The organism is Wujia chipingensis (assembly GCF_014337155.1).
GTDB lineage: Bacteria > Bacillota > Clostridia > Lachnospirales > Lachnospiraceae > Coprococcus_C > Coprococcus_C hominis.
This window is the reverse complement of the sequence record NZ_CP060632.1, coordinates 380,001-406,507: the sequence shown is the minus strand read 5'-3', so window position 1 is coordinate 406,507 and position 26,507 is coordinate 380,001. Positions and strand designations below refer to the sequence as shown.

Sequence of the window (26,507 nt, the reverse complement as noted above, 5' to 3'; positions counted from 1 at the left end):
CGTATTCTCCTTTCGAAATGCTTTCCAACCTGATTACTTTTCGATCTGTTTTTCTTTGTTTCGGAAGCCTGCGCTTGTATGAATGATGACCTTATCGAAGATCATAAACATCGTTGGCAGCAACAGAATAACAACTACCATACTGATTAACGCACCGCGTGCCATCAATGTACACAGAGAGCTGATCATATCAATGTTTGAATAAAGGCCAACACCGAATGTCGCTGCAAAGAAGCTCAACGCACTGACAACGATTGACTGTACAGAACCCTGCATTGCCTCGATCACTGCTTCCTTCTTCTCTGCGCCATGATATCTCGCACGTTTATATTTGTTCGTCATCAGGATCGCATAGTCAACGGTCGCACCAAGCTGTATCGTTCCGATTACGATTGACGCGATAAACGGAAGTGTCGTCTTGGTATACGTTGGAATACCCATGTTGATGAAAATCGCAAACTCAATGACGGATACCAATATAATTGGAAGCGTAATAGACTTGAATACGATTGCGATAATAATGAAGATCACGCCGATGGATACCGCACTAACCATCTTGAAATCCTCATCGGTAATATCAATCAGATCCTTTGTACAAGGTGCTTCACCGATCAGCATACCAGTCTCATCATATTCCTTTACAATCTTCTTTAATGTATCACACTGTGCATTGACCTCATCCGAAGCAACTGCATATTCGGACATGATCAACATCATCTTATAGTCGCCACTCTCAAATACATCTACGATATCACTTGGAAGCATAGACTTTGGAATCGTCGTTCCGATCACGCTGTCCAGACTCAGTACCGCATTGACACCGTCGACCTGTTCCATCTCTTTTGTCATCTTCACAACATCTTTGCTTGAAGTATCCTTATTTAAAAGTACCATGTGAGTTGCACCCATGTGATACTGTTCTTCCAGCTTGTCGTTCGCTGTGATACTCTCCAAGCTCTTCGGCAGTGTACCTGCCAGATCATAATATACGGTATTATGTGTATATCCATAAATGGCTGGGCCAATCAGGATAAAGAACAGGATAATAAATATGTAGAAATGATTTACTACCCATTTCGATATTCTGGAGAGATCCGGCAAAATAACCTTATGCTTTGTCTTCTCGATTGCCTTGTCGAAAATCAAAACCATAGATGGCAATACGGTTACACAACAGATAACTCCAAATACAACACCCTTTGCCATAACCACACCAAGATCCATACCAAGTGTGAAGCTCATGAAGCAAAGTGCGATAAATCCGGCTACGGTTGTGATGGAACTACCAACAACAGATGAAATCGTGTTGGAAATTGCATGTGCCATCGCACGGTTCTTATCACCCGGATATACCTGCTGCTTCTCTTCGTAGCTGTGCCACAGGAAGATCGAGTAATCCATCGTAACGCCTAACTGCAAAACCGCCGCCAGTGCCTGTGTCACGTAGGAGATTTCTCCCTTGATCACGTTCGTACCTAAGTTATAAACAATCGCCATACCTATACTCAACAGGAAGAAAACCGGGATGATAGCGGAATCCATCGCAAGCGCCAGAACGATCGTCGAAAGAATAACCGCGATCAATACATAGATCGGTGTTTCTTTGTTGGAGAGGTTCTTCGTATCTGTAACGACTGCAGACATACCTGAGAGGAAGCACTGCTTGTTCATAACCTTACGCAGGCTTTCGATCGCTTCCATTGTCTCATCTGCAGAAATGGAATTCGGATACAAGACAAACATGATTGTCGAATCTGCATCCTTATTTACAAATACATCCTTGATGCTGTCCGGAAGTAAATCGATCGGAACGGACAAGTCCATGAAGGAGTCATACCATAAAACATCCTTGACGCCCTCGACCTTGCACATTTCCTTACGCATAGCAGATATGTCTTTGTCTGACATACCTTCTACCACGCACACGGAAAATGCACCGGTACCAAATTCGTCCACCATGATCTCCTGACCTTTCATCGTCTCGATGTCGTCCGGAAGATAATTTAAAATGTCGTAGTTTACACGAGTGTGAAAATATCCAAATGCTGACGGGATCAAAAGCAGGACTGCTATCACCAGAATCAGTACTTTGTGTTTCACTACCCATTTACCAAAATGAATCACGAGTCATCCACCTTTCTTTCTTCTTTTTATTCTCTCATCTTCATTGCACCCCTATAATAAAAAAAGGATTGAATATATTGAATATTCAATCCAAGTTGTTTGTTTGTGTTTTCTATACATAAGTCTAAATGTGTTTATTTTGCTATACATCCATAAATTTTATGTATAGACTATACTAACTCATTCAAGACATCCATCATCGAAGACTTTGTCAGATACTTGTAAACCTCTGACAGATCCTTCGGCGAGATCATATAATCACGTTTAATCCACGCAATCGCTACATAGCACATCGAGTTCGCGTAGTATTCTGCAATAATCTGACGATCAAGCCATGCGTATTTGTGGCTTTTGCCCTGTTTCTTCTGATCGATAATCTCTAACAGAAGCTTCGACACTTCGCTACGCGCAATACTCTCAAAAGAGTTCTGTCCATCGATACACACCGCCCGCTCATAAAAAGCGCGCTCATTCTGCATGCTTGAAAAAAGCAATGTCAAACCTTCCTGTATCATATCGTTTAACAGGAGCGGCTTGATTGGTTCGAGCAGATCATGCCGTACAATGTATTCAAGCAGTGCATATTTGTCTGCAAAATGATTGTAAAATGTCGGTCGGATCACACCTGCCTTGTCTGTGATATCCTTGATGGTGATCTTCTCCATCGGTGCCTTGCACAGAAGCTCCTTGAAACTTGCTGCAAGCAGATCGTCGGTATTTCCTTTTTTTCCTCTTTGCTGCATAACGTTCCTTCTTTCTTCACAGCTACATCAACGGGGCTACTAACCGGAGCAGGCTCTGTCCGAACAATTTCAGGCGGCTCGTCTCCCGGATCTTCTCCTTTGTCACTTCATCACACTTCGCCAGTGTGTCCATATAATCTTCCTTGATCTCATAGATTGAGCTGCAATTAAACATCCATACACCACACTCAAAATGCAAATACAGACTCCGGTAATCGAAGTTGATCGTACCGACCGTTGCCACCTTATCGTCCACAACGACAGTCTTCGCATGGATAAAGCCCGGCGTATACTGGAAGATCCGCACTCCTGCTTCGATCAACTGGTAGTAATATGACTGGGTTACCAGATACACCAGCTTCTTATCCGGGATACCCGGCGTAATGATGCGCACATCAATTCCGCTTTTTGCCGCAAGTGTCAACGCTGTCACCATCTCATTATCAATAATCAGATACGGTGTTGTGATATAGACATAATGCTTTGCCTTGTTGATCATGTTCAGATAGATATTCTCTCCGACAATCTCATTATCCACCGGCGTGTCGCCATACGGCTGAATGTATCCATCCGAGAAGAATGCCATATCCTGATATTTCTCTGGTGAATACGACGAATAATCATCTTTCTCGCCGGTCAGCATCAACCATGTCTGCAAGAACATCAGCGTCAGGTTCCAGACAGCCTCGCCCTTCAGCATGATACCGGTATCCTTCCAATGTCCAAACCGTGATTTCTTGTTGATATATTCATCCGCCAGATTGATACCACCGGTAAATCCGACATAACCATCAATGACCGTAATCTTCCGGTGGTCACGGTTGTTCTGTCTCAAGTTAAAGACTGGACCAATCGGGTTAAACGCTGCAACCTTGATTCCCTTCTCCTTCATATCCTTGATGAATCGGGAAGGAATCCACATAGAGCATCCAAAATCATCATAGATCAGACGCACATCCACGCCCTCTTTTGCTTTCCGCTCCATGATTTCCAAGATCGTATCCCACATCTCGCCCTGCTTGATGATAAAATACTCCATAAATATAAAATGATTTGCATTGTTTAATTCTTCCACAAGCTTCGCAAAATTATCCTCGCCAAGCGGGAAATAACGCACAACGGTATTCTTATACACCGGATAACCTGCAGTCTTGGAAATATACGTCGACTGCACACTCGCACTCTGACTCAGCTTCCGGATCTCCCGCTGCCGGCTCTTATCACTCGGCATATACTGAAATGTATCGAGATGATTCTTCTGCGCATCCCGGATAAACTTCATACGGGTTCGGTTACCAGCAATCGCGATATACAGCACACCGCCTAAGATCGGCGTTACCATCATAAGCAGAATCCACGTCAGCTTATACGCGGGGTTTTCTGGCTTATTGACGATATATAGCACAACCGTCGCCGAAATCAAAATCGCCAGCGTTTTCCAGTAAAACATGTAGTTCTTGGCAATTCCATATAGAAATACCCAGAAAAGGATCTGCAGGATCAGGGTAAATACAACAATCGCAATCTTCGTGATATAAATGGATTTAGATTTGTTCTGTCGTCCATATCGCGGTTTGTCATGTTCATGTTCATGTCCGCTACACGTCGTTTCCTGAACCGTTTCCTGTTCTGTTTTCTCTTCCATTGTCTTCTCTGTCTCCTGCAATCTGTCTTTTCCTTCTTTCTCTCTATGTTGACAGTACATGTCAACGAATCGTTACAATGGTTGTTTACATCACATTCTAACTACTCTGCACTCCAGCGTCCTGACGCGCCACAAGGAAGGATCAGTCCTGTCTCTTTCACCGGAAGTCCAATCTCCTGCGACTCCACATGTCCGCCGAATTTCTTTCCTACCTCGGTAGAAATCATATAAGTAAGCACCGCCGGAGCCAGTCCGGTTGTATATGAATTCACTAAAAAGAATAACGGATTATCCGACAAAAGCTGACTTGCCAGTGCGATAAATGGATGGATTTTCTCCTCCAGCTTCCAGATCTCACCCTTTGGTCCTCTGCCATAAGATGGCGGGTCCATGATGATGCCGTCATAATGATTGCCACGGCGGATCTCCCGCTCCACGAACTTCACACAATCATCAACCAGCCAGCGGATTGGTGCATCTTCAAGTCCGGATGCCACCGCATTTTCCTTGCCCCATGTCACCATACCCTTTGATGCATCGACATGTGTGACCTTAGCGCCCGCCTTCGCTGCTGCCAGTGTCGCACCGCCGGTATAGGCAAACAGATTCAGCACCTTGATCTCACGGTTTGCATTTCGTATCTTCTCACTAAACCAGTCCCAGTTCACCGCCTGCTCTGGGAAAAGTCCAGTATGTTTGAAGGTAAATGGTTTCAAATGAAAGGTCAGATCTTTGTAATTGATGCTCCACTGCTTCGGCAGATCGAAGAATTCCCATTCTCCACCGCCCTTGTTACTGCGGTGATAATGTCCATTCAGCTTTTTCCATGCCGGGTTCTTTCTTGGAAGATCCCACAACACCTGCGGGTCCGGGCGAAGCAAAATATAATCGCCCCATCGTTCCAGTTTTTCTCCCTTTGAACAATCTATAATCTCATATTCTTTCCACTGATCGGCTACCCACATATACTTTTAGTCCCTTTCGTCTATTTTCTTATACATTGCGTCCTAATTTTATACAAGCAATACTAACACACCCAACTTTCCAACGCAAGAATGAAAGTCCCGTTTTTGTCATGAAATACAGATAAAAAAAGACAGTTTGCACATTTTGTACATGCAAACTGTCGTAATTTTCTTACCAATCACGCTTCTCGATTGGAATATATTCTTTGTGATGACCAACGAATTTGTACGCTGGACGGATAATCTTGCCCTTATTTACCAACTCCTCGATCCGGTGTGCAGACCAGCCGGAGATACGGGAGATTGCAAAAATCGGTGTAAAGATCTCGATTGGCAGCTTCAACATTGTATACACAAATCCGCTGTAGAAATCGACATTCGCGCAAACCGTCTTGAATGTACGGCGATGCTCACTGATCAGCTTCGCTGCGATACGCTCAACTCTGTCATACAGTGCAAACTCATCCTGCAAGCCTTTCTCCTCGGAAAGCTTCTTCGCATACTTCTTCAGGATTACCGCTCTTGGATCGGACTCACTATAAACCGCGTGTCCCATACCATAGATCAGTCCAGAATGGTCGAAGCCCTTCTTGTCAAGGAGTCCCTGCAGATACTCGGAAATCTCATCCTCGTTCTCCCAATCCTTGACATGCATCTTCATATCATCGAACATCTGCTGTACCTTGATGTTTGCGCCACCATGCTTCGGTCCCTTCAGAGAGCCAAGGGAAGCAGCGACGGTCGAATACGTATCCGTTCCTGTCGATGTCAATACATGTGTCGTAAAGGTTGAGTTGTTACCACCACCATGCTCCGCATGGATAACCAGACAGACATCCAGAACCTTTGCTTCCAGTGCGGTGTATTTACCATCGGTACGAAGCAGACGCAGGATGTTCTCTGCGGTTGAAAGTTCTTTCTTCGGTCTGTGGATAACTAAGCTCTTATCAAGATAATAGTGTCTGTATGCCTGATAACCGTACGCCGCCATAACCGGAAACTGTGCGATCAGCTGCAGACACTGCATCAGTACATTTTTGATATCCAGATTGTTCGGATCTGGATCGTAAGTATATAAGGTCAGAACACACTTCTGCAGGACATTCATCATGTCACGGCTCGGTGCCTTCATGATAACGTCACGGTTGAAGCTCTCTGGCAGCTGGCGAAGCTCACCAAGCACCTCCTTGAAACAGTCAAGCTGTTCCTGACTTGGCAGATCACCAAACAAAAGCAGATATGTCGTCTCTTCAAAACCATACTGGCTGTTGCGGAAGCCCTGTACGAGCTGCTGTACTTCATATCCTTGGAAATAAAGCTCTCCAGGAATTGGCACACGGTGTCCATCCACAACGCTAAATCCCATAACGTCGGACACTTCTGTAAGTCCGGTCAGTACGCCTCGTCCGTTGGAGTCTCGAAGTCCCCGCTTTACGTTGTACTCTTCGTAGAGATTTAAGTCAATCTTTCCGGAGTCATTACAAAAACGTACATATTCATCTAGTATCTGGTCAAATTTCAAATCTGACATAACCTCAACTCCTATCTTATTCGATCTCTTTGCTCATAGTAAAAGTGTAGTCTGTTATCTTTCCTGTATCCGGATCCGCATAAGCACTTATGCTGATATAATGATCGCCCTCATAGTAATATACATAGTAGGAAATGAAATATGTATATTCGTCCTTAGAGAAATCATCGCCCAGATCGCCATACACCGACTCAATCTTACTTCCATCATCGCCCATCGAAATACCGCCTGGGAACGTGATGTTACTTGTATAATAATTCGCTTCTACTCCGATTTCAGAGATATATCCATACTTTGGCAGAATGGCATTGCCGGTGAAGTTCTCCAGCTTGATGCTGAGCTTCTCGCCGTTTTTCTCCATGTAAGTGCTCTCGTAGTTCTTACCACCGATATAGTCGGAAACGGAAGTATCCAGTGTCCATCCGTCTTTCTCCAGTTCCGTAAATGGAACCGGAAGTACATAATTTTTGTCTCCAATTGTAATAATACCATCAAATCGGTCAGCACTTGCACCCCCCGGTGCCACATACTGATCGTTGATTGCCGGTGCATCCATACTCAGATCTGCAACCGAAGTTGCGCCCTCTGGCATTTTGGAATTGATCAACCGGATGGAGATCAGATTTTTCTCCGGTGTCACATCAAAATCCATACCATCTTTCTCGTCATCTCCTGCATAATCAATGGATACATAAGTTCCGCTTCCATCAGAATACTCATTTTCACTCCGGTATTCCGGTGCACCATATGCAGTCTTGATATCACTCTCTGTCGATTCAAACAGCTTGATTCCATTTGCTAACTCGATTGTAAAGTCATCTTTATATTTTCCGGATTTGGAGCTAAATGAGAATCCAACAACATAACAGTCATTGATCTCCGCCTCATTGACACCCGGATTGGCTACGATCACCGTCAGCTGTGCACGATCCGTATAACTTGTGATATAATCCCAGTCACCCGATGCCACCTTCACAGTCGCGCTGTCTGTCTGCCAGCCCTTTGATTTCCACTCTGAATATGGAAGTGGAAACTGGTAGATCGTACCATCGATGTTCGCAGTATAATCTCTCCATGAATCAGACAGTTCCGTCGGCCATACATAGTCGCCTACACCACTTACATCTGTCTCCGTCGTCGCTTCCGTTGTGTTCTCTGTCGTCGCATCTGTCGCACTGGCTGCTTCTGTTGTCTCAGCCGGCTGTTCTGTCGTCGTTGCATCGTTATCTTTTTTCTTTCCTCCGCCTAGGATCAGAACCAACCCTACAATCAGTGCCACAACTGCTGCCGCAATCCCTGCGATCAACCCAATCTTCTTTTTATTTTTTCCAGATGCGGTATCGTTCTGTCCCGGTGCCAGATGCATCGACTGCATCGATGCAGACATCGAACTATTTCCGTTTCCAGATGCGGTATATGGATTTGCCTGCGGCATTGCATTGCCCGCTGTAACCGGTCCACTTCCATACAGATCTGTGAGCAACTGTCCAATATCCTGATAACGTTCCGGTGCCTTTACCGCAAGTCCTTTTCGAAGCACTGTCTCTGTCCGCTCGGATACGGAGATGCCTTTCTTCGAAGGATCTACATAAGTGTCCTCCTCCATACGTTCCACGCCGTTTGGTGGAACCTCACCGGTGAGCATCTTATACATCGTCGCACAGAGACTGTAGATATCCGTCCAAGGTCCCTGTTTTCCCTTCGCATAATACTGCTCTGGTGGTGCGTAACCATGCTTTAAAATCACAGTATAGGTCTTGTCAGTCTCTGCGGACTGTCCGCGTACCGAACCAAAATCAATCAGCTTGATCTTGCCTTCGTTATCAACCATGATATTATCCGGGCTGATATCCCGGTGTACCAATCCATTTTTATGTACTTCATACAGAGATTCAAATACCGGTTTCATCAAAGCAAGTACGGTCGCTTCATCCAGCTTTCCGCCCATGCCCTTAAGATAATGCTTCAGATCCACACCATTGATATATTCCATAACGATATATCCGGTGCCATTTTCATAGAAGAAATCCTTCACGGATACGATACCCTGTAACTGATAGAACTTCGAGAGATTCCGTGCCTCTTCTACATATCGTTTTAAACCCTTGTCATATATTTCTTTCTTACTATCCAGTGTTGATACGATCGTTGTCGTCATCGCATCTCTCTGTGCAAAGCTTTCCGGATAATACTCCTTGATCGCGATATACGTCTGCAGATTCAAATCCCAGCCAATGTATGTAATCCCAAAACCGCCCATGCCAATCACACGGCCGATCATATATTTCCCCTGTAAAACTGTAAACGGACGCAAGCAGTTTGGCTTTTCTTCATAGCCACTCACATCGAACCCGCAATATGGACAGACATCTTCTCCCTGTCCAAGGGCTTGCATACAATTCGGGCACTTATCATATCTATTCTGCATCGTATCCCTCTCCCTAATCTCTGTTAATCTGTGTCATTTTTTACACATATGTTAGAATTATACCAAAAATACTACTTTCCTACAAGTTTTTTCAGATTTCTATGATGTATTTTTCAAACGCATTGACAACTTTTGTATTCTTATATTCTGAAATCCGTTTGAAATCTCTTCCATAATTGATATGCACGTGTCCATGTGCAAACAACAGTGGCTCATACTCATCCAAAATCTGATAAAACGCCTGAAAGCCAGTGTGTGGCAGATCCGTGCTGTCATTCAGTTCAAATGCCGGTGAATGCGTGATCAGAATATCCAGACCACCAGCCTTCTTGATCTTCCTTCGCAACTTGCGCACACGTTTCTTCATTTCATCCTCGGTGAACTGATACATCCCGAAATTATAGCACATACTTCCACCAAGTCCCGCGATCCGAACACCCTCATGCACATATACATCATCATCGATACAGATGCAGCCATCCGGTGGCGTCTCGTCATAGCAGGCATCATGATTGCCATGCACATACAGAATTGGCACCTTCGCAAATGTCGCCATGAAAGACAGGAACTGCGGAGCCAGATCGCCACAGGAAATAATCAGATCGATCCCCTCTAATTTACTTTTCTCAAAATAATCCCAATAATACTTGGACTCTTCGTCTGCAAGTAACAAAATCTTCATTTATCTTAGTCCTCGTCCTTTACCTCTTTTTGTTCGGCATCTGCTTTCGCCTCATCCTTGACACCCTTCTGCTCGACAATGGATTTCGCCTCATCCTTCATATCCTCGACATCTGGAATCTCGCCCTCTACGTTATCCACCAGCCAGTTCATCAACATGATCTCCTCCGGTGTCATGATCTCCTCGTCCTCGTTCTTGATCGTATGATCCTGCGCCCGGAGCACACCATAGAACGGATGGAAGCTGTTCTCACGGATCAGTTTGCCGATAATTCCGACTAACTGTTTCGTGCCTTCAGGCACCTTGTTCGAACAAATGATATCAACGACCTCTGCAGAAAGGCCCCACCAATAATTGATTGCCTTTGTCTTCACAGCATCATCCTGCTTGATTGCACCATTTACCACACTCTCAATCAGTTTCGCATAAAATTCGCCCCACTGATATAGCGGGAATGCGAGGTTGATTGTTTCATCCCCTTCGATATGATATAAGCCATACCGGCGGTTATGTGAATTCGGCTTGATCATAACCTGATCGGAAATGTATTCGATTCCATTTTCCTCGAATTCACGAAGTACATTCTCCCGCGTATTTCCCTTCACGGTCGTCCATTCGAGATAGACCTTCGCATATGGATTCACCATGCGCGCACCAAGCGCAAATGCATTGATGTTCGCAGTCATACCGACGATCGGATAGTCCGCCACATAGCCGATCTTTCCATTCTTTGACAATGCACCCGCGATCATGCCCGCGAGGAATTTCACTTCATAAAGTCTCGCGTAATAGGTGCTGATAACCTTATGAGACGTGTTCAGTGAGCAGTTCATAATCGTGGCTTCCGGATGATTGACCGCCACCTTCACGCTCGCACTGATGAGCTGTGGTGTCGTTGTGAAAATGATTGACACGCCCATCGCGATCAGGTCCTCCATCGCCGATATCGCCTCTTCCTCGGATGCGATATTGTGCACCTTCAGTGTTTTGATCGTATCCGGATAATGCTCATCCAAATATAATCGTCCAAGCTCGTGTCCATACAGCCATTCGGATTCCTGTGGATCCTTGTTGAAAACGAACGCTACCATCACCTTCTTCGGTGTCGAGCTTCGGAAATAATCCATCAGCTTCTTACGTCCGAGCTTCGTCGGCTCCATATGCAGTTCCACTTCCCTGCCTTTGGACTCAATCAGGAACTCATCCCACAGGAGCTTAATCTTCTCCTTCATCTCCGCTTCGGTCATATTCTTTACAGCTTCGTATCCGTAGATGTCAATAAAGATCAGCAATGTGTCGCTGTTGGTCAGCGGCAGCTTATCGCCGCCAAGTGCCTTGAATGACACACAGAACCGATGGTTCGCAGAGCCAAAATCAAGCTTCTGCTCATCTGTCCATTCCGCATCAGGATCTGGACTCGTCAGCTCCAACAGACGGCGGAAACATCCTTCCTGTGAAAACCAGATATAGTTGATCTCTGTCAGCTTGTAAAAATCCATGAATTCATAATAGATCTTCACCTGCAGATCATCCGTTTTCTTCGGAATCTTCCGTGTCACCTGTGCCGGGATTGTAACCGCATCAAAATATTTCATCACGGATACACGCTTATTTCCCTCTACGACATAGAATTTATTCATATATTCGTAAACCTTGATCGGATCACGAATTCCCTCTTCGATCTGGCTGTCACACAGTGCCGACCATTTGGCACCAAATTCTGTCTTATAATCAAGCAGTGGCATGAAGTTGTTCGCAAATGCGTATGTTCTTCCGACATTGCTCGTTCCAACGATACGGTCAAGTGGAATCTGAACGATACCCAGTGACATCTCGCCCACGATATCCACGCCCTCTAATATTTCATCCAAAACCGGAAGGTATTCATTCTCGCCCTTGGAAACCGCATTTTTAAATGCTTTCAGTCCTAATTTCTGTGCTTTTTCGTATTCTACATATGACATAATCGATTCACCTCGTCTCTCATATTACAACGTAATTGTTTTCGTCTCTTAAGTCTTTGTTTGCATACTTGGTTATTATTATATGCGGTTTCTGCATATTATACAAGAGATTTTCCCCTGACAGCGGGGATATTCGACACGGACGCTTTCTGTGGGGTGATGGTTCTGTTCCGGGACCGCTTCCGCTTAGTTGCTCCGAGTAGCGGTACTAAATTCGCGCACGCGCTCATTAAGTACCGACTGTCGCAAATGTCCCTGCACAGAATCCATCATCCCACACAGAAAGCTGTGCATGATCCGCGAAAAGCCCCGCTGTCCTCGCCACGCCCGAAGCCAATTGGGGCTTTGTGGCTGATTTCCCAGCTTTTCGCCCAATTCACTTGCTTCTCTATAGCAAAAACGCCCGGTTACAAACCGGGCGTTTCCAAACATATATTAGTAATTATAGCAATTCAACTCTTTCACTTCTTGTTTACCCGTGTCCGTATAGTTCAGCTCCAGAGCTGCCTGTGCATCATCACAGCTTACACCATTCATGATCTGGAGTATTAACAAAGCGGCTATATCCTGTGACAACAGTACCCTCTCTTGTAAATCCTTCTCCTGCCCCGACACAACCAGTCTTGTAAAATCCTTGCTATACGCCACAGACAGATCCGCGGTTCCCATAAGATTGACAGAGGGATTCATGTTTAAAACATCAACCATACTTTTCTTTGCATTTTCCAACTGTGCATCCGCATATTAAACTTCAATCCTGCTCTCCGAATTGATTCTTGCACTTTCGCACTTGCCATTTTCTTCCCACATGCACCTACCATAAGAGCAGTTCAACCATAAGAATCAGAAACACCATCTTTCTCTTTTTCATTGTATTATAGAATTTCTTCAATTTGCACCCCTCTTATAATCGCTCATTTAAACTTATTTCAATCCCATTCTATTGTTCTGATTCCATTCTAATTTAACACCAGCGATTCCATATCACTTACAAACCCATCCATGTCTCCGGTACTATTTTCTGACCTGTAAGAAATTCCATAGCACGTATCATCTGACATTTTTATAATAATCGAACAGCCTGCTTGTATTCCCGTGATATCTGAGTCCTCATCTACGTTCTCTGCTTCCCAACTACAGATATTTCGATTATTCATGCTATTGATGATTGCGTCCTTCGTCGCGTCGTCCGCAGCTCCCACAATATCGTCGGCAGATAGGTTTTCGATGTTTCCATTTGTAGTGAATACTTTACCAAGCTTCAAATCAATCACGGTTGTCTGGCATGTTTCTCCTTCTACATGTTCCACAATGACCGTCTCTACCTGATCCTGATATTCTGGCAGGAATTTGTTCGTCGTAATCTTCAGTGCAGCATAATCGGGAATTTCTGTTCTATCTTGTAACTCCTTATAATCATTAAGCAGAAATCTCGGATCTCCCTCGCCGATATTCTCGTAGGTCAATCCGTAATAGCTGACAAATGCGTCGAAATCAACGCCATCAAATTCCGATTCGTCGATGTTGAATTCCTCACATACATATTCCAGTGTTAGCTTCTCATCCTTCGCCTGCGCTTGTCCATGTTCTGTCGTAACATTATCCTGATCTTTCTGACCGGCTTCTGTTGTAATATTTTCCTGTTCCTTCTGATTATCCCGCTTGTCTGACCCACACCCTGCGAGGGCAAGCATCAAAGCTACCATGATTGCAAAATAATATTTTCTTCTCATCCCTTGCTCCTATCTGAGATCCCGCTTTATTCTCAATTCTAAGCAACCCCATACGTTCTACCATTCCTTGCACCCTTAGAATGACTGTTTCTAGTTTAATTTAAAATATCTTCGTAATATCCTGATGCCGATTCATCACCCGGTAAATCTCTACATACTCATCTCTAATCCTATACAACACTACATAATTCCCGCAAATCACATACTTATAATCCGTCCGGAAGCTGACTCTCTTGGCAAGATCCGCCCCCATATATGGAAATTGCTGTATATTCTCAAATCGGGCATATATCTCCTGAATGGTTTTTACTGCCATTTCTTCATTGTCTTCGGCAATATACTCTTTAATATTCTTTAAGTCCTCTGCCACAATAGGGTTAATCCGTAATTTCATCATAAGCTATACCCCTACAGATTTCTTAAGTTCATCCAAGCTCATCCAGGCACTTTCATCCTTAACTCTTTCTTCTGCCTCCTGCAACTTCATAAGCAGTTTCTTTTCCGCCTTTTCACGTTCATAATCTTCCATATCCATAACCACAAACCTGCCTCTGCCGTTTTTGGTCAAAAACACAGGTTCTCCAACTTGGCAATTTTTTAACACTTCATTATAATTTCTTAAATCTGACACAGGTAATATATTCGGCATAAAATCAACTTCCTTTCTTAAATATAGTTTCTTTATTTATATATTATACAAAACCGAGCTGTAAAATTCAACGTAGAATTTTACAGCTCAAATAGTGCAAATTTTCTTATATTCATGAATATTCTAACAATTCACATGTTTTATACATACACAAAGAAAAGTCCCGTAAACACTAGGTTTACAGGACTTATCAATATCTTTATTCTCTTAGAAATTCGCGATTAGCAAACACCCTGTGCAAGCATAGCGTTTACAACCTTCTCGAAACCAGCGATGTTAGCACCGGCTACATAGTCAGCGTTTCCGCCAACTGTTGCATTGTATCTCTTAGCAGCATCAGAAATGTTAGCGTAGATTGTCTCCATGATTCCCTTAAGCTTTCCATCAACTTCCTCAAATGTCCAAGAAAGTCTCTCAGAGTTCTGGCTCATCTCAAGTGCAGAAGTAGCAACACCACCTGCATTTGCAGCCTTACCACCTACGAAGAGAACACCATTCTCCTGAAGGTACTTTGTAGCTTCCAATGTTGTAGGCATGTTAGCACCCTCTGTTACAGAGATAACGCCGTTTGCTACAAGCATCTTAGCATCGTCAAGGTTCAACTCGTTCTGAGTTGCACATGGAAGAGCAAGGTCGCACTTAACAGACCATACACCATGATCATCTGCGTTCTTCTTCTCATGATACTGAGCAGATGGACGAGCTGCAGCGTACTCTGTAAGACGTGCTCTCTTAACTTCCTTAACCTCCTTAAGAAGGTCAACGTCGATTCCTTCTGGATCGTAGATCCAACCTGTAGAATCAGAACATGTTACACACTTAGCGCCAAGCTGATGTGCCTTCTGGATTGCGTAGATTGCTACGTTACCAGCACCAGATACTGCACAAGTCTTACCAGCGATATCGATATCGTGATCCTTCAGAAGTGCATTTGTAAGGTATAACAAACCATATCCTGTAGCTTCTGTACGAGCAAGTGAACCACCATATGTAAGTCCCTTACCTGTAAGAACGCCTTCGAACATTCCACGGATTCTCTTGTACTGACCGAACATGAAGCCGATCTCTCTTGCGCCTGTTCCGATGTCACCAGCAGGTACATCTACGTCTGCGCCGATATATTTGCAAAGCTCTGTCATAAAGCTCTGGCAGAATGCCATGATCTCACGGTCTGACTTGCCCTTTGGATCAAAGTCAGAACCACCCTTACCACCACCGATTGGAAGTGTTGTAAGTGAGTTCTTTAATACCTGCTCAAAACCTAAGAACTTGATGATACCAAGGTTTACGGATGGGTGAAGTCTAATACCACCCTTGTAAGGTCCGATTGCATTGTTGAACTGTACACGGAAACCTCTATTTACCTGAACCTGACCATTGTCATCTACCCATGGAACACGGAACATGAGCTGTCTGTCTGGCTCTGTAATTCTCTCAAGAATTGCATTCTTCTTGTATAATTCCTCGTTCGCATCGATACATGGTCTAAGAGACTCAAGTACTTCTGTTACTGCCTGTAAAAATTCTGGCTGATCTGCATTTTTCTTTCGTACTACCTCGAGTACCTCGTCAACATATGACATAGTAAATTTCCCCCTAGGAATTAAATATTTCGGCTTTTTTCAACCGATAGGCACATTATAATACTAAAGCAAAGGATTGTAAAGAAAAAACTTTAGATTCTTTCGTGAAATTTTTTTTCACTTAAAAATCCTTTGTCTATTTGCCTATTTATCGGTTTTCTCAGATTCCGGATTTTCTGATGCCTTGGCATGAGACTCGAAATCTCTGCCATCCACCTTCCAGTACCGGCATCTGTGCTTCACGCATGTTGAGAATACAATCTGTGTCTTTGTCTTACCAAACTTCTGCAACTCGCCTACGAAATGATCCAGCTCGGTTGTTGTTGGGAAACGGACCTCGATCAGCATAGAGAAATCGCCTGTCACGCAGTTACATTCTACGACATTCAATACGCCGTCAATGTACTCGTTGAACTCTTCACGCTGCTCCGGCTGTACCTCCAGATTGATAAATGCTTTGATATAATGTCCCATGGCTTCTGGGTTCAGTCTCGTTGTAAATCCTTCCAGCACGCCCTCCTGCAACATACGGTCAATACGTGCGCCAACGGCTGTCGGAGACAGAAATACCTGCTCTGCAATTTCCTTCAAAGATGCTCTTGCATTTCCCTGCAGGATATCTAAGATCTTACCGTCAATCTTATCCAGTCGATAATATACCAACTCTCTTTTTTCCATTTTTGTAATCCTCCTAATTCAGGCACGCAGAATTTCCTCTGACCGCCATATGCTGTACATTATACCACTTATTTCGCAACTTGAGAATCCTTTGTGAAATATTATTTTTGATTTTAATTGTCAAGTGTTACACTTTTTTCGTGTAGGCGAGACAAATCCATCCAGCACCACTTTTCAGTTTTCCCCATTTCTGCCCGGATACTGTCTTTTCAGCCACGATCGTGTACACGCCCTTGTCACGGATTACCCCGGTTACTGTATGTGCGACTCCCGCATCCTTGCGGATATTCAAGCCGTTCGCCGTTACCTTCACCTTATAGCCGCTTGTGTTTCCAGTAGTCGGTGCAGGTGTCTTCGTTCCAGATGCACCATTTGGTTTGCTTGTTGTGTCTGTCTTCCCAGCCGTATCCGCAATTCCGAGTGTTGCAAGGATTCCACGGGCATACGCCTCACCAAATGCGCGGCATTCTGCATCGGTATCTGCCTGCGCCGCATCCGCTTTGTTATCTACAAATACACCCTCGCAGATGACCGCCGGACATATCGTACTCCGGATAAATCCGAAATAGTCGCGTCCATAAGAATTCTTCTTCGTCTTCAAGCCCCGACTGTTCTGCCCGATCTTCACAACTTCTTTCTCAATGTTCTGTGCAAGTTCCTTTCCTTTGCCGCCGACTACACTGTAGAAGATCTCGAAGCCATCCCCACCACCAGCGTTATTGTGGATATCCAGCGCGAAATCCGGTGCAAATGCATTACAGCGGTCGATCTTCGACACCAGCCGGTCGGTCGCATCCCCTGTTCGTGAAATCTGTGTGTCAACACCCCTTGCCTGCAGGTAATCGTAGCAGGCTCTCGCCATCTTCAAATTCACGTCCTTTTCAACGAGATAGCCACCAGCGCCGGGGTCGGTACCGACATGTCCTACGCCAATAAATACGCGTGCCATATTGTTCCCTCCAAATATTTTTTTGAAACCTCGAATTTTATCGCAACTTCCGTTGGATATATGTATTTTCATCGCAGACATGCTCCAATGGTCTGCTTATGAATAATACATATACCCAACTCACATTGCGAAATATCTGGTCGAAGTTTCTAATATACTATATGCAAATACGGGAACATTGGCACGCAAAAAGACTGCAACGCAGATACGTTGCAGTCTTTGAATTACTCTTCTTGATTTTGTCGCAGATCGCGTGGTTCTTACAGTTCCTCGCCGTTTGTCTCGATCACATGCTTATACCAGTCGAAGGAGTCCTTCTTGTAGCGGTTGAGTGTTCCGCTGTTTTCGTCCTCCTCGCGGTCAACATAGACAAATCCGTACCGCTTCTGGTAACCATTCAGCCAGCTCAGCAGGTCGGTATAAGACCATGTACAGTAAGCAAGTACGCGGCAGCCGTCATCGCAAGCTTTTTTAAGCTCTTCGATATGACGCTTCAAATAATCGATACGATATGGATCATGAATCTTTCCGTCCTCGAACTTGTCGAACGCGCCCAGACCATTTTCTGAGATAACGATCGGCAGATCGTAACGAGATGTGATCTCACGGCAGCACATACGGATGCCCATTGGATCGATCGTCCAATCCCAGTCCGTCGTTGGCAGGAATTCATTAGATGGATTCTTGTAAAGTCCCGGTACACCCTGTACCTTCGCGGTACCCTTCTTACCGGTTGTGTTCATCTCATGCGAAGTTCCTACACCATCGATCGGGTTATACTCTACGACAGTTGTCTGGTAATAGTTTACACCCATGAAGTCAACCTTTGCGGCTGCTTCTTTTAAGATTTCCGCATCGCCCGGCTCCATCTGTGGTGCGATTCCCTGACTCTCCAGATATGCGATTGCTGCACGCGGATATCTGCCATATGCATACATGTCCATCCAGTAATAATTCTTCAGATCATCATAATCGGCTTTCGCCATCGCATTTTCCGGATGACGATCATATGCGTAGGATGGTGAATATGCGAAGGATGAGCCTACCAGCGCATCCGGATACAGCTTCTTTAACGCAAGCACGCTCTTCGCATGTGCCAGAAATACATGATGATTAACCTGATAGAACGTCTTATCATCGTCAACCTTTCCTGGCGGATGCATGCCTGCCTGCCAGCCAAGTCCGGTAAATACATTCTGCTCATTCATGATGATCCAATGCTTGACACGATCTCCAAAATGTTCAAATAATGTCGTTGCATAACGAACGAAATCATCCACGATCTGCCGATTCTCCCAGCCATGATACTGCTCTTCAAGTGCTTGCGGCATATCCCAGTGGTACACCGTCACCATCGGCACAATGTTATTCGCGATCAGCTCATTGATCAGGTCATCATAGAACTTCAACCCTTTCTCGTTGATCGCGCCATTTCCATCCGGAATGACTCTTGGCCAGGAAATTGAAAAACGATAGGTCTTGAGTCCCATCTGGGCCATCAGCTTTACATCTTCCTTATATCTGTGGTAATGGTCAACTGCCTTATCTCCGGTTGTACCCTGGAAAGTCTTACCCGGAATACGTACAAACTTGTCCCAGTTTGACATTCCCTTTCCATCTTCATTCCAGGCACCCTCTACCTGATATGCAGCAGATGCACTGCCCCATAAGAAATCAGCAGGGAAGCCTTTTGATTTTTCAAAATACATTGCGTTCCTCCTTGTCGATTTATAATTTGAATATATTCATACCGTCATCCAGTTCCTGCGCTGCCTGACGCATCGCTGTTGATTTGCCGGAAATATCTTCCATGATTGCACCAACCTCTGTTGCGGATGCAGATGTCTGCTCGGTTCCGGCTGCATTTGCCTCTGCAATGGATGTCAGGTTCTGCACGATTCCTACAACCTTTTCTCTTGCATCATTCAGTCGGGTTGTATGCTCCGAAATGCGGTTGATTCCTTCGATTGACTGTTCAACCCCTGACTGTACCTGTTCAAATGCGCTCTCCGTCTGTTCCACATGGTCACTCTGTGTATGCATGATTTCCTTCACGCCATACATCGTCTCCACTGCCTTTTCTGCATCACGCAGCAGTTCCTGTACGATTTCTTCGATATGCGTCGCTGACTCATTTGTCTGCTCCGCAAGCTTCTGGATTTCACTTGCAACAACACCAAAGCCCTTGCCCTGCTCACCGGCTCTCGCCGCCTCAATACTGGCATTTAATGCAAGCAGATTCGTCTCCTCCGCAATGGATGTGATCAGATGTGTTGCCTCACTAATCTTCATGGCTGCTTCATTCGTTGTATTCGTCTGTTCCGCAATTATGTCAATATGCTCCTCAGCACGTGCATTGACCTTCTCTAATGCCTGCAAAATGTCGGAAGCCTGCGAAGTACATTCCTGCATCTCCTGTGCAAATGCAAGCAGCTTCTCCACCTCGTCGCTCGTCTCCTGCACCATGTTGCCCATCTCCACAACATGCTCTTCTGCGCGCTGTGTCTCACCTGCCTGTGTCGTTGCACCTTCCGCAATATCATTGACCGCCTGTTCCACCTGTTCCATCGTCGTCGATGTCTCCGTGGCATCTGAGTCCAGTACATTAGCAGCGTCCATGACCTGCGCGCTCTTCTCCTTGATATTCTCTACCACACCCTTCAAAGACTGTGTCAGATAGTCAAGGCTTCGTCCCATGCGTCCGATCTCATCCCTACGGTTTGCCAGTCTGGTCTGAATCTCATTCTTCGTCAGATCCATATCTCCGACCTTCACCGTCAGTTCAGAAACCTCATTCATAGGCTTGACAATAATATGCGCAAATACAGATCCGATCGTTGCAACAATCAACAGCTCAAGTAATACGATAATTCCGATTTTTCCTTCTACCTTCCGGATACTGCTGAATACATCGTCATAATCGGCAGTTACTACCATGATAAAATCCTGTGTATCATTCACATAGATACCGGCATACTTGTCTGCACCCTTAAATTCATATTTAACAACTTCATTTTCAACCTTCTCACCTTTGGCAATCTTGGCAACCGCATCACTGACCGCCTTGTTCTCCACAGGCTTGCCGATCTTATCTGCAGTTGGATGATACAACATCGTACCATCGCCGCTGACTACATATATGTAGCTGCTTTCGACTCCTTCCACCTGAACGCCTGCAAGTATCGAAGCCAGATGCTCGCCGGAAAGCGCGTCATCACCATCCGTGTCCAGCTCATTGTCCAGCATAACGCCATAAGCTCTGGAAAGATCACGCATATATCCACGTGTGACTGAACCGATTTCCTCTTTCGTAGAAGAAATAAACAGTGCGCAAGCAAATCCTCCCGTTACGAAAGCAAAAAATGCCATCGCCAATAACATCTTCAGACGCACAGAATGTAAAAAATTAACCTTTTTGTGTTCCATATACCGAAACCTCCTGTAACAAAAATACTATTTATATTTTACCACTTTTTGCGTCAGGATTCAATCATAAGAACACGAAAGACCGCTCATTCGATCCGCGGTCTTTCTGTCTTTTTATATTCATTTATTCTTTCATTGGAAGTCGCTCGTTTCCAATCACAACCAGCTCCACCTGTGAGATATCAATCGGCATAGTAAACTCTATTACAAAGTCGATCTGTTGCCGTTCCTGATCGTAATCCTGCGATCCTCCTGCCTCAAAATCAAATCCTCCAATATACGTTCCATCTTTCATCTTGATTTTGATGTACTCATGCAGAGAGAAATCTCCAACACTTGTAAATTTCAGCATCCGTTCACTTAACGTTGCTTCCACAATCTTCGCAGAATTGCTGCAATCCAGCGTGCCCGGTTCAAATTTGCTTTCCTGCAATGCGAATTCCAGTGTCCAGTCTGCTTCCTCAATCAAAACAGTATCGGAATACAGTGCCTCCAGATCCGCCTCATTCCGGTCTGCGTATTTTGGATCGTTTTTATCAATGTGCGTCGTCTCACCATTTAAACCATCAAATTTCATTGTAAGCACATCCCCCTCCTCGAGCTCCATGCCATCCGGAATCAGGTAAATGCTGTCGTACATCCGCTGATTTTCTTTCAGATCACTTTCTTCTCCGAGAATCAGAGACGATGTCTCTTCCAGTTTCTGATCTCCGTAATAGAGGTCGCCCCCTCGCATCCGGAAATCCACATCATACATTTCTGCGTCATAATCCGGGTAGGTCACAGTCCAGATCACATCCACCATATCGCCGGTTGTGATCGCCTTCTCAATCTCAAATGTCAATTTCGTCTCTGCATTTGTAATAACCTTCAATCCATTCGGATAATCCTCTTCAATATATTCCCGTTCCACGTACTGTTCTGGCACTTCTTCCGTCTGCTCATTATGGAAGAATTTATCTAGCAAGCCTTCTGAGTTTGCGTAAGCAATTCCCCCGGATAATACCACTCCTCCAATCAGAGCCGCCGCAATTGTCCGCCATACATGTTTTTTTCGATTGTCATGAAGCTTCGTCCGTACCCTCCGGATACATGCAGCTGTTTCCATCTCTGGAAATTCCATATATTCTTCCTCTGAATGAACCTGATTTAAAACCTCGTATATCTCCATCATACATGTTCCTCCAATCTTCCATGATTTTTTCGCACTTTCTTCTTTGCTCTGGAAACTTTGCTGTAAATCGTAGAGCTGGACACACCATATTCCTTCGCCAATACATCCACATCATCTTCCTCTGCATAATAGCGTAACAATATCTGACGCTCTTCTTCCTTCAGTCCTTCCAGAAGCTTTTCTGTCTCCGTGGATATTTCCTGTTCCAGCGTATCAATTCGGTCGTTTCTCGCTAACTTGCTCTCGTAATTCGATACATCCTCTTCCATACATGTCCGGCTGTATCTGCGCAGATAATCAATCGAACGGAACCGCGCAATGGAAATAATCCAGTTTCTGAAACTTCCCTTTGCCGCATCAAACCGCTCAATATGCTCCCACACATCCAGAAAGACATCGTCCATGCACTCTTCCATTTCCTCTGGAAGTCCCGCAAGGTTATGATTCACCGCAGCTTTCACATAGCCGCCATATTCACGGATGACATACTCCAGAGCCTTTTCATTTTGTCTTTTTAATTTCTCTACAAAATTCTTTTGCGTAATAATTTATTTCACCCCCCGTATCAGTCTGAAGATATCTTCACTTTATTATCCGATCGTTTCTCCTGTTTTCTTGCAAAGAATAAGTAATTTCTGCACACCTTTTGCACACCTAGACGATTTTCGAGCAACAAAAAACGGTGGAACCCTTGATTCTACAAGGTTTCCACCGTTTAAGTTATATGCCGGCAACCGGAATCGAACCGGTACGGGAGATTAGTCCCGCAGGATTTTAAGTCCTGTGCGTCTGCCAGTTCCGCCATGCCGGCAAATTTGAACAACGCTTATGCAGTTGTAAGCGACCCGGATGGGGTTCGAACCCACGACCTCCGCCGTGACAGGGCGGCGCTCTAACCAGCTGAGCCACCAGGCCAAAAGTGGACGTTCAGGGACTCGAACCCGGGACCGATCGGTTATGAGCCGATTGCTCTAACCAGCTGAGCTAAACGTCCGTATTGTCGATATACCTGTATACCCACAACATACATCAATATGAAACTTTATAGCTTCGTATCTAATGTACAAAGCCGATGATCGGACTCGAACCGATAACCTGCTGATTACAAATCAGCTGCTCTGCCAATTGAGCCACATCGGCGTATATATTTATCAGCTGATTTGTAATCAGCTGCTCTGCATGCGACCAACTCACTTCGTTCGTTGATCTTAGTGAATTGAGCCACATCGGCGTATATTATATATACCTATCTGATTATTCAGATAAAAGGACCCTCTTTTGAGAATCCTTTTCAGTGACCCCAACGGGAATCGAACCCGTGTTACCGCCGTGAAAGGGCGATGTCTTAACCGCTTGACCATGGGGCCTTAAAAAAACTCCCCGAGTAGGGCTCGAACCTACAACAACTCGGTTAACAGCCGAGTGCTCTACCATTGAGCTATCGAGGATTATATAAGATACAATATAGCATGTACCTTCAGAACTTCATACAAAGATCTTATATCTAACCCTTAACAAATCATCTTTCCGTTCTCAAAACCTCTAAGGATAAGCCCTCGACCTATTAGTACTTGTCAGCTGAACGTGTTGCCACGATTACACTCCAAGCCTATCAACCTTGTAGTCTTCAAGGGGTCTTACTCTTATGATGGGATATCTTATCTTGAGGGGGGCTTCACGCTTAGATGCCTTCAGCGTTTATCCCTGCCGGACTTGGCTACTCTGCCATGCTGTTGGTACAACAACAGATACACCAGCGGTCCGTCCATCCCGGTCCTCTCGTACTAAGGACAGCTCCTCTCAAATATCCTACGCCCACGCCGGATAGGGACCGAACTGTCTCACGACGTTCTGAACCCAGCTCGCGTACCGCTTTAATGGGCGAACAGCCCAACCCTTGGAACCTGCTACAGCTCCAGGATGCGATGAGCCGACATCGAGGTGCCAAACCACTCCGTCGATGTGAACTCTTGGGAGTGATAAGCCTGTTATCCCCAGGGTAGCTTTTATCCGTTGAGCGATGGCAATCCCACTTTATACCACCGGATCACTAAGTCCTACTTTCGTACCTGCTCCACCCGTCGGTGTCGCAGTCAAGCTCCCTTCTGCCTTTGCACTCTTCGAATGGTTTCCAACCATTCTGAGGGAACCTTTGAGCGCCTCCGATACCCTTTCGGAGGCGACCGCCCCAGTCAAACTCCCCGCCAGACATTGTCCCCCAGCCGGTTCACGGCTGTAGGTTAGGAATCCAGTACTACAAGGGTGGTATCCCAACAGCGGCTCACACGAAACTGGCGTCCCGTGATCGAAGCCTCCCACCTATCCTGTACAGGTAGTACCGAATCCCAGTATCAAGCTGGAGTAAAGCTCCATGGGGTCTTTCCGTCCTGGCGCAGGTAACCAGCATCTTCACTGGTATTTCAATTTCACCGGGTGTGTTGTTGAGACAGTGCCCAAATCATTACGCCTTTCGTGCGGGTCGGAACTTACCCGACAAGGAATTTCGCTACCTTAGGACCGTTATAGTTACGGCCGCCGTTTACTGGGGCTTAAATTCAAACCTTCGCTTGCGCTAAGCTCTCCTCTTAACCTTCCAGCACCGGGCAGGCGTCAGCCCATATACCTCACCTTTCGGTTTTGCATAGACCTATGTTTTTGCTAAACAGTTGCTTGGGCCATTTCTCTGCGGCCTCTTCCGAGGCACCCCTTCTCCCGAAGTTACGGGGTCATTTTGCCGAGTTCCTTAACAACACTTCTCCCGCCGGCCTTAGGATTCTCTCCTCATCCACCTGTGTCGGTTTACGGTACGGGCGCATATATCACAATAGCGGCTTTTCTCGACAGCTGGCTCATACACTTCCCTACTCTTGTTCGGTACGCGTCACGTCTTCAGATTGAATGGTGGATTTGCCTGCCATTCTCCTACCTCGCTTGCCCCGGTCTATCCATTCCCGGGCTGTACTCTCCATCTGTGTCCCCACATTTCTGAATATATGCGGTACAGGAATTTCAACCTGTTATCCATCGACTACGACTTTCGTCCTCGCCTTAGGCCCCGACTTACCCAGGGAAGATCAGCTTTACCCTGGAAACCTTAGATATTCGGCCTTTAAGATTCTCACTTAAATCTCGCTACTCATTCCGGCATTCTCTCTTCAATACAGTCCACAGCTCCTTCCGGTACTGCTTCGTTCCGTATTCAATGCTCCTCTACCAATCTTTCGATTCCTAAGCTTCGGTGTCGTGTTTCAGCCCCGGACATTTTCGGCGCAGGACCTCTCGACTAGTGAGCTATTACGCACTCTTTGAATGTATGGCTGCTTCTGAGCCAACATCCTAGTTGTCTTCGAAATCCCACATCCTTTTCCACTTAACACGTACTTTGGGACCTTAGCTGTAGGTCTGGGCTCTTTCCCTTTTGACTACCCAACTTATCTCGTGCAGTCTGACTCCCATACATCATCTTTACGGCATTCGGAGTTTGATAATCTTCGGTAAGCTTTGACGCCCCCTAGGATATTCAGTGCTCTACCTCCGCAAGACTAATATGAGGCTAGCCCTAAAGCTATTTCGAGGAGAACCAGCTATCTCCGGGTTCGATTGGAATTTCTCCCCTACCCACACCTCATCGCCACCCTTTTCAACGGATGTGCGTTCGGTCCTCCATTGCCTTTTACGGCAACTTCAACCTGGACATGGGTAGATCACCCGGTTTCGGGTCTGCCCGGTCTGACTTTACGTGCTGTTAACACTTGCTTTCACTTCGGCTCCGTACCTTAAGTACTTAACCTTGCCAGACATGGCAACTCGCCGGACCGTTCTACAAAAAGTACGCGGTTGATCATGTAAAGATCTTCCACAGCTTGTAGACACAGGGTTTCAGGTTCTCTTTCACTCCCCTCCCGGGGTCCTTTTCACCTTTCCTTCACAGTACTATGCGCTATCGGTCACTGAGTAGTATTTAGCCTTAGGGAGTGGTCTCCCTGCCTTCCCACAAGGTTTCTCGTGTCTCGTGGTACTCTGGATCCTGCTAGCTGCAACTCGGATTTCACATACGGGACTTTCACCCTCTCTGGTCTGACTTCCCAGACTGTTCTGTTATCCTATTGCTCACATGTCGCAGTCCGAACCCCGGAACGCACGCGCTCCGGTTTAGGCTCTTCCGTTTTCGCTCGCCGCTACTCACAGAATCGATGTTTCTTTCTCTTCCTCCGCCTACTTAGATGTTTCAGT

Annotated in this window: 19 protein-coding genes, 6 tRNA genes and 1 rRNA gene (1 of these 26 only partly in view); all 26 read right to left on the bottom strand. The window is 45.4% G+C overall.

Features of this window, described 5'->3' with window-relative positions:
• Nucleotides 1–33 precede the first annotated feature (33 nt).
• Nucleotides 34–2,124 (bottom strand): efflux RND transporter permease subunit, encoded by a 2,091-nt coding sequence (locus H9Q76_RS01920; protein ID WP_249321451.1) that lies wholly within the window; start codon nucleotides 2,122–2,124, stop codon nucleotides 34–36.
• 170 nt (nucleotides 2,125–2,294) lie between these two features.
• Nucleotides 2,295–2,867: a TetR/AcrR family transcriptional regulator C-terminal domain-containing protein gene (locus H9Q76_RS01915; protein WP_118671391.1), complete on the bottom strand. Its 573-nt coding sequence runs from the start codon at nucleotides 2,865–2,867 to the stop codon at nucleotides 2,295–2,297.
• Between the two features lie 22 nt (nucleotides 2,868–2,889).
• On the bottom strand, nucleotides 2,890–4,512 hold the full coding sequence (gene cls / locus H9Q76_RS01910; protein ID WP_118546190.1) for a cardiolipin synthase: 1,623 nt from the start codon (nucleotides 4,510–4,512) through the stop codon (nucleotides 2,890–2,892).
• A 101-nt stretch (nucleotides 4,513–4,613) separates the two neighbouring features.
• A complete protein-coding gene (locus H9Q76_RS01905; protein ID WP_021984708.1) occupies nucleotides 4,614–5,477 on the bottom strand; it encodes a class I SAM-dependent methyltransferase in 864 nt (287 codons plus the stop codon).
• A gap of 172 nt (nucleotides 5,478–5,649) precedes the next feature.
• Entirely contained in the window at nucleotides 5,650–7,008 is a 1,359-nt protein-coding gene (locus tag H9Q76_RS01900; RefSeq protein WP_021984709.1) for a citrate/2-methylcitrate synthase, read from the bottom strand.
• Between the two features lie 16 nt (nucleotides 7,009–7,024).
• The gene (locus tag H9Q76_RS01895; protein ID WP_249321448.1) at nucleotides 7,025–9,436 is read right to left on the bottom strand and encodes a serine/threonine protein kinase; all 2,412 of its coding nucleotides are present in this window, start codon (nucleotides 9,434–9,436) and stop codon (nucleotides 7,025–7,027) included.
• A gap of 91 nt (nucleotides 9,437–9,527) precedes the next feature.
• Nucleotides 9,528–10,118, bottom strand: coding sequence for a metallophosphoesterase family protein (locus H9Q76_RS01890; protein WP_021984711.1), 591 nt, complete (start codon nucleotides 10,116–10,118; stop codon nucleotides 9,528–9,530).
• A 5-nt stretch (nucleotides 10,119–10,123) separates the two neighbouring features.
• On the bottom strand, nucleotides 10,124–12,082 hold the full coding sequence (locus tag H9Q76_RS01885) for a BMP family ABC transporter substrate-binding protein (protein ID WP_021984712.1): 1,959 nt from the start codon (nucleotides 12,080–12,082) through the stop codon (nucleotides 10,124–10,126).
• 435 nt (nucleotides 12,083–12,517) lie between these two features.
• Nucleotides 12,518–12,811: a hypothetical protein gene (locus H9Q76_RS01880; RefSeq protein ID WP_117781409.1), complete on the bottom strand. Its 294-nt coding sequence runs from the start codon at nucleotides 12,809–12,811 to the stop codon at nucleotides 12,518–12,520.
• A gap of 230 nt (nucleotides 12,812–13,041) precedes the next feature.
• Nucleotides 13,042–13,815 carry a hypothetical protein gene (locus H9Q76_RS01875; protein ID WP_249321446.1) on the bottom strand — a complete coding sequence of 258 codons (774 nt, stop codon included), beginning with the start codon at nucleotides 13,813–13,815 and terminating at the stop codon, nucleotides 13,042–13,044.
• A gap of 100 nt (nucleotides 13,816–13,915) precedes the next feature.
• The gene (locus H9Q76_RS01870; protein ID WP_118374769.1) at nucleotides 13,916–14,212 is read right to left on the bottom strand and encodes a type II toxin-antitoxin system RelE/ParE family toxin; all 297 of its coding nucleotides are present in this window, start codon (nucleotides 14,210–14,212) and stop codon (nucleotides 13,916–13,918) included.
• A gap of 3 nt (nucleotides 14,213–14,215) precedes the next feature.
• Nucleotides 14,216–14,464, bottom strand: coding sequence for a type II toxin-antitoxin system prevent-host-death family antitoxin (locus tag H9Q76_RS01865; RefSeq protein ID WP_118374770.1), 249 nt, complete (start codon nucleotides 14,462–14,464; stop codon nucleotides 14,216–14,218).
• 221 nt (nucleotides 14,465–14,685) lie between these two features.
• A complete protein-coding gene (gene gdhA / locus H9Q76_RS01860; RefSeq protein WP_249321443.1) occupies nucleotides 14,686–16,047 on the bottom strand; it encodes an NADP-specific glutamate dehydrogenase in 1,362 nt (453 codons plus the stop codon).
• 144 nt (nucleotides 16,048–16,191) lie between these two features.
• Nucleotides 16,192–16,725: an Lrp/AsnC family transcriptional regulator gene (locus H9Q76_RS01855; protein WP_117781405.1), complete on the bottom strand. Its 534-nt coding sequence runs from the start codon at nucleotides 16,723–16,725 to the stop codon at nucleotides 16,192–16,194.
• 127 nt (nucleotides 16,726–16,852) lie between these two features.
• The gene (locus tag H9Q76_RS01850) at nucleotides 16,853–17,674 is read right to left on the bottom strand and encodes an N-acetylmuramoyl-L-alanine amidase (RefSeq protein WP_249321441.1); all 822 of its coding nucleotides are present in this window, start codon (nucleotides 17,672–17,674) and stop codon (nucleotides 16,853–16,855) included.
• Nucleotides 17,675–17,934: 260 nt separating this feature from the next.
• The gene (locus H9Q76_RS01845; RefSeq protein ID WP_249321439.1) at nucleotides 17,935–19,383 is read right to left on the bottom strand and encodes a glycoside hydrolase family 1 protein; all 1,449 of its coding nucleotides are present in this window, start codon (nucleotides 19,381–19,383) and stop codon (nucleotides 17,935–17,937) included.
• A gap of 19 nt (nucleotides 19,384–19,402) precedes the next feature.
• Nucleotides 19,403–21,100: a methyl-accepting chemotaxis protein gene (locus tag H9Q76_RS01840; protein WP_021984727.1), complete on the bottom strand. Its 1,698-nt coding sequence runs from the start codon at nucleotides 21,098–21,100 to the stop codon at nucleotides 19,403–19,405.
• A 124-nt stretch (nucleotides 21,101–21,224) separates the two neighbouring features.
• Complete coding sequence (locus H9Q76_RS01835; protein WP_021984728.1) at nucleotides 21,225–22,274, bottom strand: hypothetical protein; 1,050 nt, start codon at nucleotides 22,272–22,274, stop codon at nucleotides 21,225–21,227.
• Nucleotides 22,271–22,735 carry a sigma-70 family RNA polymerase sigma factor gene (locus tag H9Q76_RS01830; RefSeq protein WP_181985603.1) on the bottom strand — a complete coding sequence of 155 codons (465 nt, stop codon included), beginning with the start codon at nucleotides 22,733–22,735 and terminating at the stop codon, nucleotides 22,271–22,273. The genes H9Q76_RS01835 and H9Q76_RS01830 overlap by 4 nt, the downstream gene beginning before the upstream one ends.
• A gap of 264 nt (nucleotides 22,736–22,999) precedes the next feature.
• Nucleotides 23,000–23,085: transfer RNA gene (locus tag H9Q76_RS01825), tRNA-Leu, on the bottom strand.
• 30 nt (nucleotides 23,086–23,115) lie between these two features.
• Nucleotides 23,116–23,189, bottom strand: a tRNA-Asp gene (locus H9Q76_RS01820).
• 5 nt (nucleotides 23,190–23,194) lie between these two features.
• Nucleotides 23,195–23,268: transfer RNA gene (locus tag H9Q76_RS01815), tRNA-Ile, on the bottom strand.
• A gap of 73 nt (nucleotides 23,269–23,341) precedes the next feature.
• A tRNA-Thr gene (locus H9Q76_RS01810) sits at nucleotides 23,342–23,414 on the bottom strand.
• Nucleotides 23,415–23,569: 155 nt separating this feature from the next.
• Nucleotides 23,570–23,641, bottom strand: a tRNA-Glu gene (locus H9Q76_RS01805).
• Nucleotides 23,642–23,650: 9 nt separating this feature from the next.
• A tRNA-Asn gene (locus tag H9Q76_RS01800) sits at nucleotides 23,651–23,722 on the bottom strand.
• A 96-nt stretch (nucleotides 23,723–23,818) separates the two neighbouring features.
• A 23S ribosomal RNA gene (locus H9Q76_RS01795) occupies nucleotides 23,819–26,507 on the bottom strand (it continues 190 nt past the right edge of the window).